General features: G+C 40.9%; 9 protein-coding genes. 1 reads left to right on the forward strand and 8 read right to left on the reverse strand.

The window, feature by feature from the left end:
• Nucleotides 1–23: 23 nt before the first annotated feature.
• From Q1W14_RS02955 to Q1W14_RS02990, 8 genes are all read right to left on the reverse strand, one after another.
• On the reverse strand, nucleotides 24–1301 hold the full coding sequence (locus Q1W14_RS02955) for a metallophosphoesterase family protein (RefSeq protein WP_300699144.1): 1278 nt from the start codon (nucleotides 1299–1301) through the stop codon (nucleotides 24–26).
• A 972-nt stretch (nucleotides 1302–2273) separates the two neighbouring features.
• Nucleotides 2274–3566 (reverse strand): M57 family metalloprotease, encoded by a 1293-nt coding sequence (locus Q1W14_RS02960; RefSeq protein ID WP_300699145.1) that lies wholly within the window; start codon nucleotides 3564–3566, stop codon nucleotides 2274–2276.
• A 131-nt stretch (nucleotides 3567–3697) separates the two neighbouring features.
• The gene (locus Q1W14_RS02965; RefSeq protein ID WP_300699147.1) at nucleotides 3698–5383 is read right to left on the reverse strand and encodes a RagB/SusD family nutrient uptake outer membrane protein; all 1686 of its coding nucleotides are present in this window, start codon (nucleotides 5381–5383) and stop codon (nucleotides 3698–3700) included.
• Between the two features lie 22 nt (nucleotides 5384–5405).
• A complete protein-coding gene (locus Q1W14_RS02970) occupies nucleotides 5406–8801 on the reverse strand; it encodes a TonB-dependent receptor (RefSeq protein WP_300699149.1) in 3396 nt (1131 codons plus the stop codon).
• Nucleotides 8802–9216: 415 nt separating this feature from the next.
• Nucleotides 9217–10539, reverse strand: a complete 1323-nt coding sequence (locus Q1W14_RS02975) for an ATP-binding protein (RefSeq protein ID WP_300699151.1) — start codon at nucleotides 10537–10539, stop codon at nucleotides 9217–9219.
• Between the two features lie 118 nt (nucleotides 10540–10657).
• Nucleotides 10658–11305, reverse strand: a complete 648-nt coding sequence (locus Q1W14_RS02980; RefSeq protein ID WP_300699153.1) for a hypothetical protein — start codon at nucleotides 11303–11305, stop codon at nucleotides 10658–10660.
• Between the two features lie 134 nt (nucleotides 11306–11439).
• Nucleotides 11440–13263 carry a RagB/SusD family nutrient uptake outer membrane protein gene (locus tag Q1W14_RS02985; protein ID WP_300699155.1) on the reverse strand — a complete coding sequence of 608 codons (1824 nt, stop codon included), beginning with the start codon at nucleotides 13261–13263 and terminating at the stop codon, nucleotides 11440–11442.
• 13 nt (nucleotides 13264–13276) lie between these two features.
• Nucleotides 13277–16798, reverse strand: coding sequence for a TonB-dependent receptor (locus tag Q1W14_RS02990; RefSeq protein WP_300699157.1), 3522 nt, complete (start codon nucleotides 16796–16798; stop codon nucleotides 13277–13279).
• A 560-nt stretch (nucleotides 16799–17358) separates the two neighbouring features.
• Here Q1W14_RS02990 and Q1W14_RS02995 point away from each other — a divergent pair.
• On the forward strand, nucleotides 17359–18207 hold the full coding sequence (locus Q1W14_RS02995) for a hypothetical protein (RefSeq protein ID WP_300699159.1): 849 nt from the start codon (nucleotides 17359–17361) through the stop codon (nucleotides 18205–18207).
• Nucleotides 18208–18217: the final 10 nt, after the last annotated feature.

Genomic DNA, 18217 nt, shown 5'->3' on the forward strand with positions numbered 1-18217 from the left:
TGGTAGTCCTCCTTGATCCATATTTAAAGTTTAACATTATCCAGCGCATTTCCATGGCGGTCGTATAATGTAAGCTGTAACTGGTTGTCGTTAGCTTTCAATAACAAGGCGCCCACTGTCCGGGCTCCCTCAGACCACCGGAATTTTATCAAATCCTTGTTGTCCGTCCATTCTTTGAGCTCTTGTCCGCGTTCGTTGTCCGATGAGGGTGTCTGTATATAAACGGTTCCTTTGCTTCCGTCAGTCTCGGCTCCTTTATAAAGTGCATTGGTACGTGCATAAATGTGGTTGTTTCCGCTGATGGCTAAATCGACGCCATATTCATCGAACAGGTGGTTCCAGCGTTCGTATTGTGATGTCCGGCCATCGGTTGCGAAAAACCATTGATAGTGTTCCATGACGATGATAAACTTGCTGGGATTGGACTTTATTGTTTTCTTTACCCAGGCTTGTGCGGCGGCAAGTCCCTCTTCACTACGCATACTCTCGTTGTTGAGCATTATAAACAATGCGTTACTGTATTTAAAGTAGTAACAAACTCCCTTTTCGCCTTTATAACCATTCTCGGGATTGTTGTTGGCGTAGTGAAAGTAGTCGTTGGAAAGTCGGGTTGATTTGCGGTCCATATTGTCATGGTTGCCGTTTACACCTGCCCACATGTATTTTAAAAAAAAGGATTGGCCATACAAATCCCGCCAGAAAGAATAACTGCCGCCCCAAGCGCAGATATCGCCCACATGCAAAATGAGATCGAAATCATCGTTGTTACGTTTTTCAAGTGTCCTTAGCATTTCCATAGCCGATTCAACACGCTTTGGGAGAGGAGTGTATGCATGAAAATCAGAAATGATAGCAGCACTCCACTCTCCTGAGGATGGAGCTGTTTTAAAGTAGCGGACTTTTCCTGTATTGCCGGTACCACACTTATACATATATTCTGTACCCGGCTCAAGGTTTTTCAATTCGACTGTATTACGCAAGAAGCGCACGTTTTCATAAAAGTCCTCACCGGAAGCTTTTTTAGAGAAAAGACTATCGTAAGCCGTGCAAAGTTCCTGCTTTGCTTTTATTTTTCGAGCTTGCTTCCAGTTGATGTCACTACGCTTTGTATAAATGCAGTAACTCTTTCTGCTGTTCAGGTCTGTATGCCAGTTTATGCGGACGCAATGGGTTGCGGACTCTCCGGGGTTGGCTATTACTGTGTATGCGCTATCAGTAATGCTCTGTTGGTTATTTTGTGCCGAAGCTGTGTGTGCGATGCTTAAGACCATCGCTGCGAAGATGATTGATATACATTTCATGATATTATGATTAAGAAGGAATTAGTAGCAACAAAGATAGATTTTGTTTTTAATATCAAGAACATATATTTGAATATATTTAGGAATATAATGTTCTTTATATAGTATTCTTCTCGTTGAACTTAAAATATGAATAGGTTACATTCTAAACAGGCATGCTTATCCTTGTTTTTCGGACACCGAGGAAGGGCTTGTTCCCCGGTGTCGAGCAAGGGGTTCCTCGGTGCCGAACCCTTCCTTCCTCGGTGTCGGAGAAGTACCCTTGTCAGAGGGGACTCTGACGAGGGATGGTTCATAAGAAAGAGAGTTTGATTAAATACATTATCACATTGTTTTCTTAGATACAGAAATAAACTGAATTTCCATTTTGCTCATACCCCTGTGAGATATGCACAAAGAGTGTTCATAGGAAGTGTATTTTATTTACCATTGTCATTCCAGTTACTCATACTTTCTTTTACCCCTTCTAGAATACCTTCTGAGAGGGGAGGTAATGACTCAGGGACTGAAAGGCATTCAGTCCTTGAGTGAAAGCCTTTCAGTCCCTGACTGAATCCGGTTCATTCAGTGAGTGAGATAAGAACTCTTTGCCGGGAGATATATTTATGGACTTATATGTAAAGATTATGCACTCGTTTCTTTCATTCATAACCCTGAACGAAAGAAATAGATCAGGCTTTTGCAATTCAATTCTGTTTGAGTATAAAATCTGAGGGCTTTCATACAAGCGGTCTTTGGATGATAATTCATAATTTAGTAGTACATAATAACGCCCATCTATTTTGATACAAACGGGTGGGCGTTATCTTTCTTTTAAATCCAAATAAAAGAAATGTCCGGTTCGCTTGCCGGTTTTTTGTGTAATAAATTCATACTTATTTGCTCAGAAAGCAATCTTGTTGTGAGTTATGAAGTGTCTTTAGTTTGTCAAACAATGAGATTCTCGACATTGGTAAATTCGCATGTAGAAGCTTATAATGTTATGAATTTTACTATTGTAATTCTCTCTCCACATCCATTTGTATAGTGGCATTTGACCGTATAAGCTCCCACACCACTTGCAAAATCAATTAATGTATAGCTCCGCCCCTGCATATAAACCACTCCATCGGAAACTTCCCATTGAAAATCATGAGCTTTTGAATCTTCATAGTTTCTCAAAGAGAAGTCTGTATTATCCAAAGTCTCAAAATAGGGTCCCGGATTGTAATGATTATACAAATAAATATTACGGTTTGTCGTATTATAACTATAACCGTCAGGGAGAGTTACTGTTGCTGATAGTACAATCAGTTTGTCTGTATCCGATATATTCCTGACAATGTAAGGATTACCTGTAAATGAACTTGGTGATAAATAAGACTCATGGTTGTATCCGGTATGACTCCAAGTAACACTGGCACCAGGAGGAACATTTATTAAGGTGAATGTTTGTTCTGAAGTATCACAGATGTCATCAGGACCAAAAATATAGCACGCATTATAAAGAACCCTGATAGCTACAGTATCATAATTAGAGAAACCAGTCCAGCTGTTTCCTCCGACATTACCATTCATTACTGAAGAAGGATCAGGATTGGTCCCAGAATTAGGGGTTCCAGGAACACCGATGCCTGTTGATTCTGATAATCCACTCCAATTAGTATGTCTTAGCCCTAGATTATGTCCCAACTCATGTACCAAGAGAAAGATTTTTTGTGAAAGCGAGAGGTAGTTGTAATTTGTGTTTATTTTGACTAAATTGCCGGCTCTTCCATTAGAAGGCCACGTGCCTTGTCCTAGCGTAGATGGGGCTAGACTGGTATCTTCTTTAATTAGAACATCGTAATTGGAGGAGACTTCTACAAAATGAATACTACTGCCTATATTATTATATTCAGAGGCGGCTTGTAAAATAGCGTCCTTCCAATTAGAAGTGTTATATAGCGAAGCGTCTATTTTAAATTTAATATTCCCAACATAGGTGTTATTTACAAGGAGGGAGATATAGGCTTTTCGTGTAGTAGCTACTTTTAAATCATTATTGAGATACTCCTGAATTACACTTTTCCTAATAGCAATATCCCCTTCAATAACATAACAGGAGTCGGTCATTACAATCCCGGCAGTATCAAATCCTAATGAAGATATTATATAAAGATCTGTTTTGATATTAGGAACTTCGGAAAATTGAGGATTATCAATAGAGTCATTATCTTCACAGGAAACAATCATTGGTACTGATAGTACAAACATCAGCTTAAATAGGATAGCAATTTTTTTCATAACATATTCGTTTTTATATCCGACACTTATAAACATAAGCGCTCACCTTTTTTATGTAATGAACATAAAGTGGATGAGCGCTTAATCAAATCTTAGAAAAAATGCTTCTATTATCTAGAATTTAGTATCCGTTACCAACCCGGGTTTTGCTTCATACTTGGGTTAAGAGTTAACTGTGTGGTCGGGATCGGGTAGAAATATTGTCTTGATTCGTAAGTACGTATTTGGGCGTCGGAAGCATCGATGTATCCATTTTTGACGGTTTCTTCACAATTTGGTACATTGCTCACGTTGGCACCCAACATGATGTTCGGGTACTTTGTAGAATCTAATTTATCTAGCTGATGCCAGCGGATTAAATCCCAATATCGGTACCAATTATCCATAATCAGTTCACAGCGGCGGCAACGACGTATTTCCCAAATCAAATTGCCTACTTTCATATTGTTGGCGGGGTCGGCATCCGGAGTGGTGGTCATGTCCGGCAAACCGGCACGAGCTTGTAGCTTGTTTATGGAGTTGTCGAGGTCGGTTTGTGTCAAGGAACCCAACTCTGCTTTAGCTTCTGCAAAGTTTAGATAAATGACTGAAATCCAATAGAGCGGACAATCGGTGTATTGTTTACCTATGTTGTTTCGATCATCCACGCTCAATTCATTGGGATTGTCGAACTTGGCGATTCCATAACCCGTTGATGTGGTAAAGGCGGCTACACCGGCACGACTGTAAGCATGACCTCTGAAAGAGAGTACAGGATCAAGGATAGCAGTCAGGCGCTTGTCGCGTACAGTCAAAAGTTCTTTTATCGAGTAGTTTCCATCTGCATCTAATACGGCTGCATCATTCTTCTCCTTTGAGGTCGTTGCTAGCGGTTTGCCGTCAGTGAAAAGGAAACTGTCGAATGCATCTTTTGATAAACCATGCGTACCACTTGTGTTGACCGTATAGTCTATAGTGGAGTGCATCAACGAGTTTTGTGCGTAAGGCTTGTAGAAAATCATTTCCGGATTGCTTCCCAAGTTGACGGAGTTGTAGTTGGCTTTATAGCTGTTGCTCAAAGAGTAACCTTGTGCCATAAGATGCTCGGAAGCCGATACACACTCTTGTAGGTATTTGCTGGCGCGGGCTTCATCAGCGGCTTTGCCGTTCTCGGCTTGAGTACGATATTTGCAGTATGTACCTTCATATAGCGTGATGTCTGACTTCATAGCATACGCCATATCGTTACTGAAACGCTGGCGGTTGCTGTTTGCAGTGATGTACTTGCACGCATAGTCGAGGTCAGCCAACACATTGTCCATTACCACATCTCGGTCGGTACGTGGTCCGTAAAGGACTTCGCTGTCAGATGGGTCGATAACCTTGTCAATCCACTGTACATCACCGTACATACGCACCAACTGATAGTATTCCCATGCACGGTTCATACGGACAATACCTTCGTAATGAGCTTTTGTTGCTTCATCAAGGGAAGAGGATTGCACACCGGCAATGATATAGTTGGCACGACGGATTTCTGTGAAAGGGTCTGACCAGTTTGTGGAAGATGCTACCGTATTGACATTAGTCCAAGTATGACTTTCTGCATCCACTTGATCATCGGTCAAGGTCTTGAAGTAGAACCATCCCGCACTGGAGCCGTTACCATAACCGTTATAGTTGTTATAGAAAGTATTGCACTGATTGTCCAAGTTGTCAGTGTTACTCCAGTATGCCGGAGTATTTGTGAAGGTATCCAAGGGGGACTTATCAAGGAAATCGTTGCAACTGGTTAATATTGCCAGTACCGTAGCCCCATATATAAATAATTTCTTCATTGTTCTTAAATTTTTGAGGTTATTATAATGTTACCTGAACACCGAATGAGAACGTGCGTGTAATAGGAGCGATACGTCCCCATCCACCGGCTGTAAGTCCGTCTCCTGTACTGATTTCTGGGTCAACCGGAAGGTTGTTTCCCTTGTGGAGCAGGAAGAGGTTGCTGCCGCTGAAGTAGATACGGGCTTTCTCGATGAAAGCTTTGCGTGTCCAATCCTTCGGAAGGGTATAACCCAAAGTTACGTTCTTTAAGCGAAGATAAGACATGTCTGTCAAATAGCGAGATTGAGGATAATAGTTGTTACTTCCGTTAGCTATACCCGATACAGTACCTGCACCATTATTTGTACCACGGAAAAGACGTGGATAACGGTTACTTTGGTTTACTTCGTAGCCGGTTATGGCAGTATAGTCTGAATTCCAGATCACTTTATTGTAACTTGTCTGGTGAGAGTAGATAGCTACGTCGGCGTGTACCATGGCAGGAAGATTCAAAGAAGAAGTCGTCCAATCCTCACGCTTGCCTACACCTTGGAAGAAGAGGTCGAGATCGATGCCCTTCCACGCTCCACCCAAGTGGAAACTATATTCGTAGCGTGGCATGGAGTTTCCGATGACTTTCAAGTCACCGTGATCGTCTGCCGTACCTTTTCCGCCGTCAATCTTACCATTGCCGTCCAAATCTTTGAATTTGATGTCGCCCGGGCCGTAATGGAAGTTACCCGATTCTAGACCGGATTGGTCTGCAACACCTTTTGCATAATTCCATGAACCATTTGTATTTTGACCGGTGAAGTCTTTTTCCTCGAAGTAACGGTCTGTTTCAAAACCGAAAATGTCGCCGTAGGTCTTGCCGGTATAATAAGAACTGAGTAGTTTGGAATCGTTGTTCCACTTCGATACTTTTGTCTTGGAGTCGCCGATGTTGAAGTTGGCATACACGTCGAATTCGCCAAAAGTGTGACGCCAGTTCAGGTTCAATTCCCATCCGCGTGTCCGTAGATTACCGGCGTTCTGGTATGGTGCAGTAGCACCCAGTGTGTTTGGTAATATTTGCGCCGGTGCCAACATGTCGCGGTTCTCGCGCTGGAACCAATCGAAGCCAACGGTCAGTTCGTCATTCAGGAAACCCAGGTCAAGACCGATGTTGAGGGTGCGGATGCGCTCCCAAGTCAGGCTGCTTGATACTAAATCCGGCATATTATACATGGTCAGGAGACTGGAGTTGGCATTATTGTTTTCAGCCCAATAAATATAACCGGTACTTTTGTTGTTTAAGCGCTGGCTGATTAACTGTTCGAACATGTAGTCGCCTACAGCTTCGTTACCGATTTCTCCAAAAGAAGCACGTAGCTTACCATTGCTGACAATGTGTTTCAATGAGGCGAAGTAAACTTCTTCAGAGAAACGGTAGCCAATAGATGCAGAGGGGAAGAAAGCCCACTGGTCAGTATGTGGAAAGCGGGAAGAACCGTCGTAACGTCCGTTCAGTTCCACCAGATAGATGCCCTTGTAGTCATAATTAATACGACCGAAGTAGCCGGCAGAAGCACGTGAAGTGTGATTCCATTTCAAATCCTGCCCATCCTTTCCGGCCAAATTTAGTTCGGGATATCCATCTTGGTCATACATCACATTGCGTGTGCCATACAAGTATTTGTATTCCTCTTCTTCTGCGTTGACACCTACCATTACGTTCAGATTGTGTTTTTTGGCAAATGTCTTGGCGTAGTTTGCATATGCGTTGGCTGTCCATGTATTTTGTTTGGAGAAGTCTCTCCAAATGCCACTATTACCTTTGGTGACGATGTAAGAGGGTACGGGCTTTCCGCTCCAGTTGATGCCATAAACAGCGTTGTCCTGCGAACCGCTGTTCATATTCTCAATAGAGTATGTAAAGTCTGCATTGAGGGTCAATCCTTTAATTATTTCAGCTTTCAAAAATGTGTTCATGCGGGTCAAATCTGTTGTTACTTCACGATCGGCAGCTTGTTTCTGCATTGACATCACGCGTGTATCGTAACCATCGATTGTACCTGACGGAATGAAGTAGGAGCCCCAACGCCATAGGTACTGGTACGTGCTAGCCCATGTATCGGGACGTTTGTAGTTTTTGCGGCTGTAGTTGAAGCGGGCACCTATCTGTAACCAATCGTAAACATCTGTTGTGACATTCACTGAGGCATTATACTTTTTCAGTTCGTCAGGATGAACTTTCATCTGTCCTTGCTTTTCGTTGTAGCCGAAAGAAAGGTAGTAATTGGTCTTTCCGGATGTTCCTTGGATGGATACGTTGTGACTCATAGAAGGAGCTGCCTTGTTAAAGTAGATGTCTTGTACATCCCAGTCGGCATAATAGTAAGGAGAACCATCTATCATGATGTAATCACCAACGTTGCTGTCACTTTGGTAAAGATTCATAGGGCGATAACCTGTCTTACCACCATTTTGTTGTTGCCACTTCTCGGCATAAGGCAACAACTTGTCGAAATACATACCAAACAATTCAGGCATACCGGCACCGCCGTTCATACTGGCTTCGATACCCATCCTCAACTGCGTCGGTACATCGGGATAATTAGGCAGGTAGGTGGACTGATCCCATGCGAAGTTATTGTTGTAGTTGATAGTAACCTTTTCGGTTGCTTTTGCACTCTTGGTGTTAATTAGAATCACACCGAAGGCTGCACGAGTACCATAGATAGAAGAAGCGGATGCGTCCTTCAATACTGAGACACTTTCGATGTCCTGCGTGTTAAGAAAAGAAATGTCATCCATCGGTACACCGTCTACTACAATCAATGGATTGCTGACTTCTTTGTTACTTAAAGTACCTAAGCCACGGATGCGCATGGAAGCTGTTTCATCGATGGCACCACTTGTTGACAAGATGCTCAAGCCTGGAACTGCGCCTTGCAGTGCTTTTGCAACGTCTTGTTGTGGACGACCAGCCATGGTTTTATTCAAATCCACAGTAGTAACTGCGCCCGTCAAGTTTGCCTTTTTCTGCGTACCGTAGCCTACTACTACAACTTCATCCAGCATTTCTGTGTCTTCTTTCAGAACGATGCGCAGTGTACGTTGCGCTTTTACTTCTTGAGACTGGTAGCCTACAAATGATATTTTCAGTGTTGCACCGGGTTTTACGTTCAATGTAAATTTACCGTCTATATCAGTAATTCCGCCGTTGGTAGTACCTTTTTCTACTACGCTGGCGCCAATAACAGGCTCGCCGTTTGCATCTACTACCAGACCACTAATTGTCTGTGCTTGCAGTTGCTCGGTTACTCCCAAAGAATTATCTGAAGTAGTTGGGTTAGCCATCACATTACCGCTACTTAAAAGCAGTGTGCTAATAGCTACTGCTGTGAGGAGTTTGCTATTTGCTAATCCTCGTTTTTTGCGTTCTTCATTCATAAATAATTGATGATTTGTTGTTTATTTAAAAGGGTTCTTTAAAATCAGGGTAAGGGGTAATTGAACTGAAATAGCTGCAACTATCTCTTTTAAAACTAGTTTCTCATCATAGGCGTTTTTCTTTATTAAAAGGTTTATAACTTTATATATTTATCTCTTTATTTCTTACAATTACCAAGTTCTCGTGGAACTACACATTGTTAAATTGCTCATTTTCAATATAATTCATATTAACACTCGTGTATCTCAAATTCAGATAAACTACAAAAAAAACGAATTTATAGTTTTGCTATAAATTCGTTTTCGATCAGAACTTTATTCTTCTTTGCTAGAACTGGTACCGAGTAGTTGTCATTGGACCGGCTTCATTGCTGCGATGATGATAGTTATACGCTTTATGATATTATGATTAAGCCTACATGTCTTCCAGTGACAGGCAGATTGTTTCTATTTGGTATCTATGTAATAGTTTCTTTTTTAAGTGTTCTACTTTTGCTGCCAGTAATTCAGGCTTGAAGTTCTTCTTTTGTCGTTTTACTTCAGCCACTACTGCACGATTCTTTTCAAGCTTCAAGGCGACTATATCAATCTCATTTTGATTGTTCTTGGATTCCCACCATGAACCGATAACCCGGTAACAATAGCTTTCTGCAAACTGTTGCTTGAAATAAGCTTCCAGCAGCCTGCCCGAATAAGTAGGATAGTCCGCTTTAACAATAGACTGCAATCCAATGAAATTCTTAATCTCAATCAATGAACGGTAACGGTCGAAATAGTTAAACCAAAAACGTATAAAGTGGTCCGTTATTTCATAGCGGATGGTTTGAGTTCCTTCTTTAGCTAGAATAGGGCGCTGACGGGCGATAATATTGTAATCTTCAATCAATCTTTTTATCTGTCCTCCTATACTCTTCTCGCCCAGTGCAACTTCTATTTCTGATTGAGTATTAATTCCACCGGAAATGCAGCTTAATATAGAAAAGTAAGTTCCATAATTCTTGCCAAACTCTTCTATCAGCATATTTTTACCTTCATCGGTAAACGGAGAGTTTTCTCTGACCATAAAAGAGATCATTTCATCTACACTCAATGTACCGTTGTCGCAGAACAATTCCACATACTTGGGTACTCCCCCTGTGAAAGTATAAAGTGCCAACAAATCATCATTGATATATTGGGGATGATAATCGTGCATAATTTCCTTTAACGTGGATAAATCGAAAGCGGAAAGTTTAATGATATTATCTGCCCTGCCAAACAAAGGTTCTTTTGAATTCTGAAATATCTTCTGCATCAGTGAGTAAATGGAGCCGGACACTATCAGATTCATCCGGGATTTCTTGCGATATTGATCCCAAATATTTTGCATATCGCTATACACGGATTCATTGATATTATAGAATTCCTGAAATTCATCAATCACAAGATTGAACGACGTATTGGTTGCCAGCTCCATCAAATATTGAAAAAGTGAACGGAATGTTTTGATTTCTTCGGGAAAATAACAATTGAGCGACAGTCGTATTGCAGGAATAAACTCGGAGCAAAGTGTTGCTTCATTCTTGCGCCCTACAAATAGATACACCGTAGGCATGCCTTCGACTGCCTTCATTATCAGACTTGTTTTACCGATACGTCTTCTACCCGTTACCACCGTCAGACGGGAATAATCATTAAAAGACAACTTTTGAATACGCTGTAGCTCAGCTAATTCATTGATACGATCATAAAATCTCATAAGCTCATTATTTTAGTTACATCCGTAACAGTTACGGCGGTTACAAAGTTAGTTAAATTCTTTAGTAATGCATTTTTTTCATATAGTATTCTTCTTTTTAACTAGATTATCTGTAGACTTATAATGATCCTGCATGAATACAGAGTCTTGACATCTGCTGCACATCATTAAAATCTACCCCATTTTCTTTAATGAAGTCTCTTAATTCTTCTTCATGTTTGGAATAAAGTTTCAGGAATTGCTTGAAGTTCTTGAAAGGCTTCTTCTTTCCTTTCCATTCAATCCAATAGATGTTGTAACGGCTTCCGAGTATCAGCTTTTCGGCATCGAAATCAATTCGCTCTCCACGACTTCCGTAAGTACCTCCATAAGTTCTTATGGAAGATGTTTCCGAAGTTTGTCCGTAGGCGCCTTTAGAAGCTTCTTTGCGCATATTGCCTTTGTACTGTACATACAGCACCGGATTAGTAGGCAAGATTTCGATGCCTTTTTCCCCATCTGTGTAGAAAACCCGATTACCGAACTTGATAATTTGTACATCCTGCGGATTACTTAGTACTTTTACTTTTTTATCAACTCGATCAATAAAGTAATACTTTTCAGTCAACAGGTTATAGTTCATCTTTTCATGATATTGCGAGCCATCTTTGAAGAAGACTGTTACGTCTTGGAAATCTTCAAATAGATAAGGAGAACCTGCCTTGCTTTGTGCATTGGCAGAAATAACAAAAAAAATCAGACTAAATAAAAGGAAAAAGTATTTCATAACTCTTAAGGTATTGATAGTTAAATAATAGCGCCTGCCTAATTTAAATATAAACAGGCAAGCGCTATCTCTCTTTCATAAATCCAAATAAAAGAGGAATCCGATTCGCTTACCAGATTTTAGTTCGATAGTGGTTACCACCCCGTTGTTTGGGTCAATTTGAAGTGCTTTTCTTTATATAAATTTACCTCTTGTTCTCCTACAGGCGAGCAATAGCTTCGGTCGGTGAAGAGATCACGTGGTTGTGCATTTGTGGGAATGTAATAACCTACCATGTCGGCAGCATTTGTTCCATCGAAAGTAACGATTGTTCCGTCTTCTTTCTTTACTTGACGTTTACCAATATATTCATCCGCCAAGTAAGCCGGGATTTCTTTTGGCATATCTACCCAAGGACCTACCATTGTATCGGGATATTTCTCATTATTCATATAGTCCAGTTTCTTCCAGCGCTTAATGTCGTGCAAACGGCAAGGCTCATAAAACATTTCCATGCGGCGCTCACGGCGAATTTCCCAAATAAGCGGATCAACATCAGCATCTCTAGCAGGGTCGAAGGTGGCAGTTATATCACTTAATTTCATATCAACCGTATTCTTCATACCCTTTGCTTCAGCTGTAGCATCCAGCGGACGTTGCCTCAGCTTGTTTATCGAATTGTCAATATCTTCCTGTGTTACACCTCCTAGCTCTGCCTTGGCTTCGATCCAGTTCAACAGTACTTCGGCATAGCGGATAACCGGAGCATCGTTAGTATTGGTATTGGAGTCATAAATAGGATTGTTTTTAGGATTATCCATAGCCAATGCCTCACGGTCAATAAACTTACATGCATAGAGCAGTGTGACGGAGTTATTGTTTACATGATCAACAAATGTGGCTTCAAAACGTGGGTCGCGAGTCTTTATCAGATTAGCAATGCTCAATACATTTGCGCTTTCAAGGTTTGATTGCTGATAAACTTTGCCATCTTGACAAATGAACGATTTTACCAATGCCAAATTTGGGGCCGGTGCCTGACTTTCTACGCCATTGGAATAAGAAGCTATGTGGTGCTTGAGCATCTCGAATGTATAATGGCGATACATGATAGCTTCCTTGTTGCCCTTCAGATCCTGAGATCCAAACACTTCACGGAAAGGAGTGTCAATGGCATATTTACCGCTATTGATTACAATGTCAGCAGCTTCTTTGGCCAACAGTAAGTATCTGTTGGCAGCCGTTTGGTCACCGCCATGATATTTCTGCCAAGTGCCTTCAAATAACATCCATCGGGAAGCGAAAGCGGCAGCAACATATAGATTTAGTGTGTTAGCTCCGTCATCCTTACGCAAATTGACCAACACTTCATTTTTCAACAGATCATGTATCTTATCCATAACAACCACCCGGCTGTCGCGATCTTTATACATGGCTTCTTTATCGCTATTGGCAAAAGTGGTATCATAGTAGGGTACATCACCAAATACGCTAACCATACGGGCATAAGCAAAGCACTTGAAGAAGGCACCTACTGCGTGCCAGTGTTTGTATGCCTCGTCAGATACACTTCCCTTCATATTGACTTCCAGGCGTTCCATAAATATATTCGCCTTACGAATCCACGTAAAATTCCAGTTAGGACCGGAATACTGAGTTAGAAATCCAGCCAAATCATCTGTACTTGAACTACCGCGGCTACTAGGAAGCGAATTCTCGAATGAACTTTGTTTACCTGAGGACGCTAAATCATCAGAGAAAGACTGACTACGCAAAGGAGTATATGCAGTTGCCCAATTGTCGGCATAACCAACAAAGAAGTTCCGGTAAAATCCGTTAGCGAACATACGGGCGTCCATTTCACTTTTCCAGAAAGTGCCATCCGTGGGTGTGTTCAACTGCGGACGATCTAGCACGTCATCGCAAGAAGCGAATGCTAAAACTACCACGGAAAGTATGAGAAATATATATTTTTTCATATAAATGTATTATTTAGAAGTTTAACTGAATACCTACAGACATATTTTTCATGGTAGGAGTGCCTACACCCGTACGACCGCTATTATAATTATCGGAATTGAACATTGAGAATCCTGAAACTTCTTCAGGGTCAATAGGCAAACCTCGCAGGTTGTCGAAAGTGAAGAAGTTTTCGCAAGCAACGTAAATACGGGCTTTGTTGATCATAGCCTTTTTAGTCCATACAGCAGGGAGCGTGTAGCCTAAAGTAATGTTTTGAATGCGGAAGTAGGACATGTCGAGTAAATAACGGTCTTGTTTCTGCAAATTAAAACTTTCATTTGAACCGCCCATATTGTAAGCAGCCGGATAGAAGGCATCTGTACGGTCTTCTCTCCAATAATCGCCGGCGAAGGTTTGAGGCATCGAACCGTCACCTGTGTTGAAACCTGGAATAGCAAGGAAACCTGCACCCCAAATCTTGCGGTTACCTACTCCTTGTAAAAAGATTGAGAAATCAATGCCTTTGTAGTCAGCACCCAGACGAAGTCCCCATTGGAAACTCGGAGTAGAATTGCCGATCACTTCCATATCACCGGTATCACGTTTGCCATAATTCGGATCATCTTTGTCTGTTATAATAGCTACTGATTTAGAACCATTATCAATTTTACCATCACCATTCAAATCTTTATACTTCACGTCGCCCGGACCGAAAGCAATCGTTCCTGATTGAAAATAGTCTTGATATACACCATTCGGATCGCTTAGTTTGTTCATCTTTTTAGCTCCCGGAGTATCGGCGGCTACTTCTTTTCCATTCAAAGCCCAAGTTGTGACCAATTGACCATTGTTGTAAACAAAATCGTCTTTCTGGTAAAGTCGGTCAGTGCGGTATCCCCATATTTCACCATAAGTCTTACCTACATACCAACTATCAATACTTTTGGTATCACCATATTCAGTGATTTTTCCGTTTTCATCGGACAACGTAAATGAACCATTTACCCCCAATCCATTTCTGAAACGGTGATTGTAGTCAATAGCAAGTTCCCAACCTTGTGTTCTCAAAGAGCCGAAGTTGCCTTTGGGTGAACCGGCGCCGTATGTATATGTTACGCCTTCACCTGGTACAATCATATTCTTGGTATCGCGCTGATACCAATCGAATGTAACACCCAGTTCGCCATTGAAAAAGCGTGCATCAAAACCAAAGTTTAAAGAAACAATATCTTGCCAAGTGATACTGGGATCGACAGCTGCTGGAGAGCCAGCGTAAATAAGTTTATTACCGCTTGGATCGAGCCAACTCGTCTGTCCCTGTGCAATAGTAGGTACGTACAGAGAACTGGAAACAGTTTGGTCACCAACTACACCCCAAGAACCCCGGAGCTTCAAAGCTGAAAGAGCCGGTTTGGCCCAATCCATGAATTTTTCTTCGTTAATGCGCCATGCTGCAGAGAAAGAGGGGAACCAACGCCATTGCAGGTAACCAGGGAATTTTGAAGAAGCGTCGTAGCGAAGGTTGGCTTCCAATATATATTTATCCATCAAAAAATAGTTAAGGCGACCAAAGAAACCTAGCTGACCATCCCAATAGAGGTTGCCGCTGGCTGTCTGTGTGCCAAGTGTCTTGTCCCAACTGAGGTTATTGATGTCTGTCAGATTCGTAATTTGCGACCAACTATCTTCCGATTCCCAATCAGCGCGGTTCATACCAATCAATGCTATCAAGTTATTGGATTCGTTGATCTGCCAGTTATAATTGGTTGTGATATTCAATGTATGCCGCTTTGCATTTGTTACTTCACGGCGTATGTGGTCGGGGTTAGTACTGTCTGCTGTGTATTGACGGTAGGGTAGGTCATATGCTAGCATAGCACCTTCAGTACCTGCAGGCACGGTTTGCCCCATGTTATTTACATAAATTTGATTGCCATTCTCATCTATTCTCTTGACTGCAGCAGCCCAAGTATCGGCGCCTGTGTACTTAGTACCGTTCTTTTTCCAGACTTGGTCTTCACTGGCATACGTGTAGTCAACGTCAACCTTCCAATCCTTAGTTATGTTAATGGTAGTACCTACATTGAAACTCAAATAATTATCCTCCTTATTGGCCGTGTTGGCATTATGAACCTCAAAAGCCGGACTGCGCATCTCATTCCCATTTTCATCATAACCCATCGGATAAGTCGTATCCCAACGATACAAGTAAAGCCACGGGTCAGCCGTTGTGGAGTTTGTGGCATAGGCGTAGCGCTTGTTACGTTTTGAGTAATTAGCACCTGCACGGGCAGTAATATATTTATTGACTTCAGTGGTTAAACGTACCGAACCGTTCCAACGACGATAGTCGTCATGCTTGGCTTCTTTCATCAAACCATTTTGATCCAAATAGCCTAACCCGATACTGAATTGTGTTTTACCACTTTTACCGTTCAATGAAATGTTATGTGACTGAGAAGGTGTCCATTCGCGAATCATGTAATCATATGGATCGAAAGTACGCATGGAAAACTTACGGTTAGAAGCATCAACGTACCAGTCACGACCATAAACAAACGGATCATTAACGCCCAGTTTTCCACCCCATTGCTTGTCCCATTCTTTAGCTTTCTCCAAACTGGTTTCATCCACATACCAGAATGCACCTAATATGGTACCACTAGAACGCTTCAGCGCATCAATTCTATATTGGATCCCATCAACACCTGCCATTTCCATTTTCTTGGAAATATTCTGCCAAGCGAAGTTTCCGGAATAAGAAACTTCCACTTTTTCGGTCTTGGCACCTTTCTTAGAGGTAATCAATACAACGCCGAAAGCACCTTTTGAACCATAGATAGAAGCCGATGCTGCATCTTTTAATACAGAAATAGATTCAATATCATTCGGGTTTACCATCTGTAAAGAAGGAATTTCCACATTGTCTAACAAAATTAGTGGGGTAGTCTTACCATCAATAGAACCAATTTGTCCACGTATCTTTATAGTTGGATCAGAACCGATTTCACCGCTTGGGATAACAACTGACAAACCAGGTGTGGTACCTTGCAAACCACGACCGACATCGGCTATCTGCCGACCTTCCAGAGTCTTTTGTACATTGACCGAAGAAACTGCACCAGATAGATTCTCTTTTTTTTGCGAACCGTATCCCACAACTACCACTTCGGACAGTAATTCACTGTCTTCTTTTAAAATGATTTTCATCATTTTAGTTGCCTTAACTTCTTGGGTCTGATATCCTACATAGGATATTTTTAATGTAGATCCCGATTTTACATTCAATCTAAATTTTCCGTCCAAATCAGTAATACCACCATTAGTTGTGCCTTTCTCTACTACACTGGCACCAATAACCGGCTCACCCGTTGGATCTAAAACAGTACCTGTAATAGTAATGGATTGTAGCTGTTCTGTGACTCCAGGAATATCACTTGGAGCGGTTTGGGTAGCCATCATATTACCACTGCTTAATAACAGTGAACTTATTGCCACTGCCGTGAGGAACTTGCTGTTCGCTAATCCTCGTCTTTTGCGTTCTTCATTCATAAATGATAGATGATTTTAATTAAATTAGGTTTCTCTAAAAATTAGTACTAGAGGCGAATTGAATTAGTATAGTTATAACTATCACATTCTTAAACTGTTTTTCATCATAGGCATTCTGCTTATTAAAGGTTGATAACTTATTCTGTAATATCTCTACTCTTTTTGGACTGCCAGTTCTCGTGGTACTAATATTTACATGCTTTAGTTTATTTGAGATATTAGTGGCTAAATGTTTGATTGGAGCGGAAAACAGATAGAGTGAAAAGTATGATATCATATACTAATCTCTCATAATAAGTAATTTAATTTTTTAAGTTAATAGGCATTTTGTATATAATGAACCATATCAAAGTCTTATTTTTAGTTACTACTTTTTTTATCCCCACCTTAAATATTAAGAATAATGCAAGTTCGATAGAACGTAAGTATCAAGAAAGTTTGCAGATTAGTAAGGAACCGTCCAATATAAAACTGTAGGCAAATTATTTTTTTTGCTTATTGCTCTTGGAAAGATTAAAAAAAGCTATATATTTGTATTCAATTCTAAATCCGACTACTATATGAAACTAATAGCAGAAAGTGGTTCTACAAGAACTGAATGGGCTTTGGTTGAAGATAATCACCTCATACAACGTGTTTTCACCGAGGGATTGAATCCTTTCTTTCAAACACGAAGAGAAATAAGCCGAAGTGTGCGATTAGGTCTCCCTGAAATATTCTTCAAAAAGAAACTGGAGCAAGTGTACTATTATGGTGCTGGCTGTACCTCACATGAGAAAAAGAATATTTTAGGAGCTTCATTAGTAGCTCAATTTAAAACTCCCATTCAAGTAGAAAGCGACCTTCTTGCTGCTGCTCGTGGTTTGTTTAAATGTGAAGCTGGCATTGCATGTATTTTAGGAACTGGCTCCAACTCATGCTTTTATGATGGAAAGATTGTAGTGAAGAATGTGAAAGCTGGCGGTTATATATTAGGAGATGAAGGCAGTGGAGCTGTAATGGGTAAATACTTCTTGTCTGATGTGTTGAAAGGGTTGGCTCCCAAAGATGTTATGGCTGACTTTTTTGAAAAATTCCGTATTAGTCCTAATGAAGTAATGGAGTCGGTTTACAACCGTCCATTCCCTAATCGTTTCCTATCCACAATTTCATACTTTTTGGCGGATTATATGAATGATGACTATGTGTATAATCTGATAACCAGCAATTTAAGAAGCTTCTTTACTCGAAATATATGCCAATACGATTATAAAAACTATCCTATACGTTTTGTTGGTTCATTAGCATACAGTTATTCAGATGTCTTACGAGATGTTGCTCATGAATTTGGTATTGAATTGGAAGTTATTGAAGAAACACCAATGAGTGGATTGATTGAATTTCATTCATTGAATATTGAAGAACCTTAAATTAGCATTT

This window comes from Bacteroides sp. (assembly GCF_030151085.1).
Taxonomy (GTDB): domain Bacteria; phylum Bacteroidota; class Bacteroidia; order Bacteroidales; family Bacteroidaceae; genus Bacteroides.

Coding starts and splice junctions, on each gene's coding strand:
- Q1W14_RS02955 (WP_300699144.1), bottom strand. CDS start 1,301: ATGAAATGTATATCAATCATCTTCGCAGCGATGGTCTTAAGCATCGCA.
- Q1W14_RS02960 (WP_300699145.1), bottom strand. CDS start 3,566: ATGAAAAAAATTGCTATCCTATTTAAGCTGATGTTTGTACTATCAGTA.
- Q1W14_RS02965 (WP_300699147.1), bottom strand. CDS start 5,383: ATGAAGAAATTATTTATATATGGGGCTACGGTACTGGCAATATTAACC.
- Q1W14_RS02970 (WP_300699149.1), bottom strand. CDS start 8,801: ATGAATGAAGAACGCAAAAAACGAGGATTAGCAAATAGCAAACTCCTC.
- Q1W14_RS02975 (WP_300699151.1), bottom strand. CDS start 10,539: ATGAGATTTTATGATCGTATCAATGAATTAGCTGAGCTACAGCGTATT.
- Q1W14_RS02980 (WP_300699153.1), bottom strand. CDS start 11,305: ATGAAATACTTTTTCCTTTTATTTAGTCTGATTTTTTTTGTTATTTCT.
- Q1W14_RS02985 (WP_300699155.1), bottom strand. CDS start 13,263: ATGAAAAAATATATATTTCTCATACTTTCCGTGGTAGTTTTAGCATTC.
- Q1W14_RS02990 (WP_300699157.1), bottom strand. CDS start 16,798: ATGAATGAAGAACGCAAAAGACGAGGATTAGCGAACAGCAAGTTCCTC.
- Q1W14_RS02995 (WP_300699159.1), top strand. CDS start 17,359: ATGAAACTAATAGCAGAAAGTGGTTCTACAAGAACTGAATGGGCTTTG.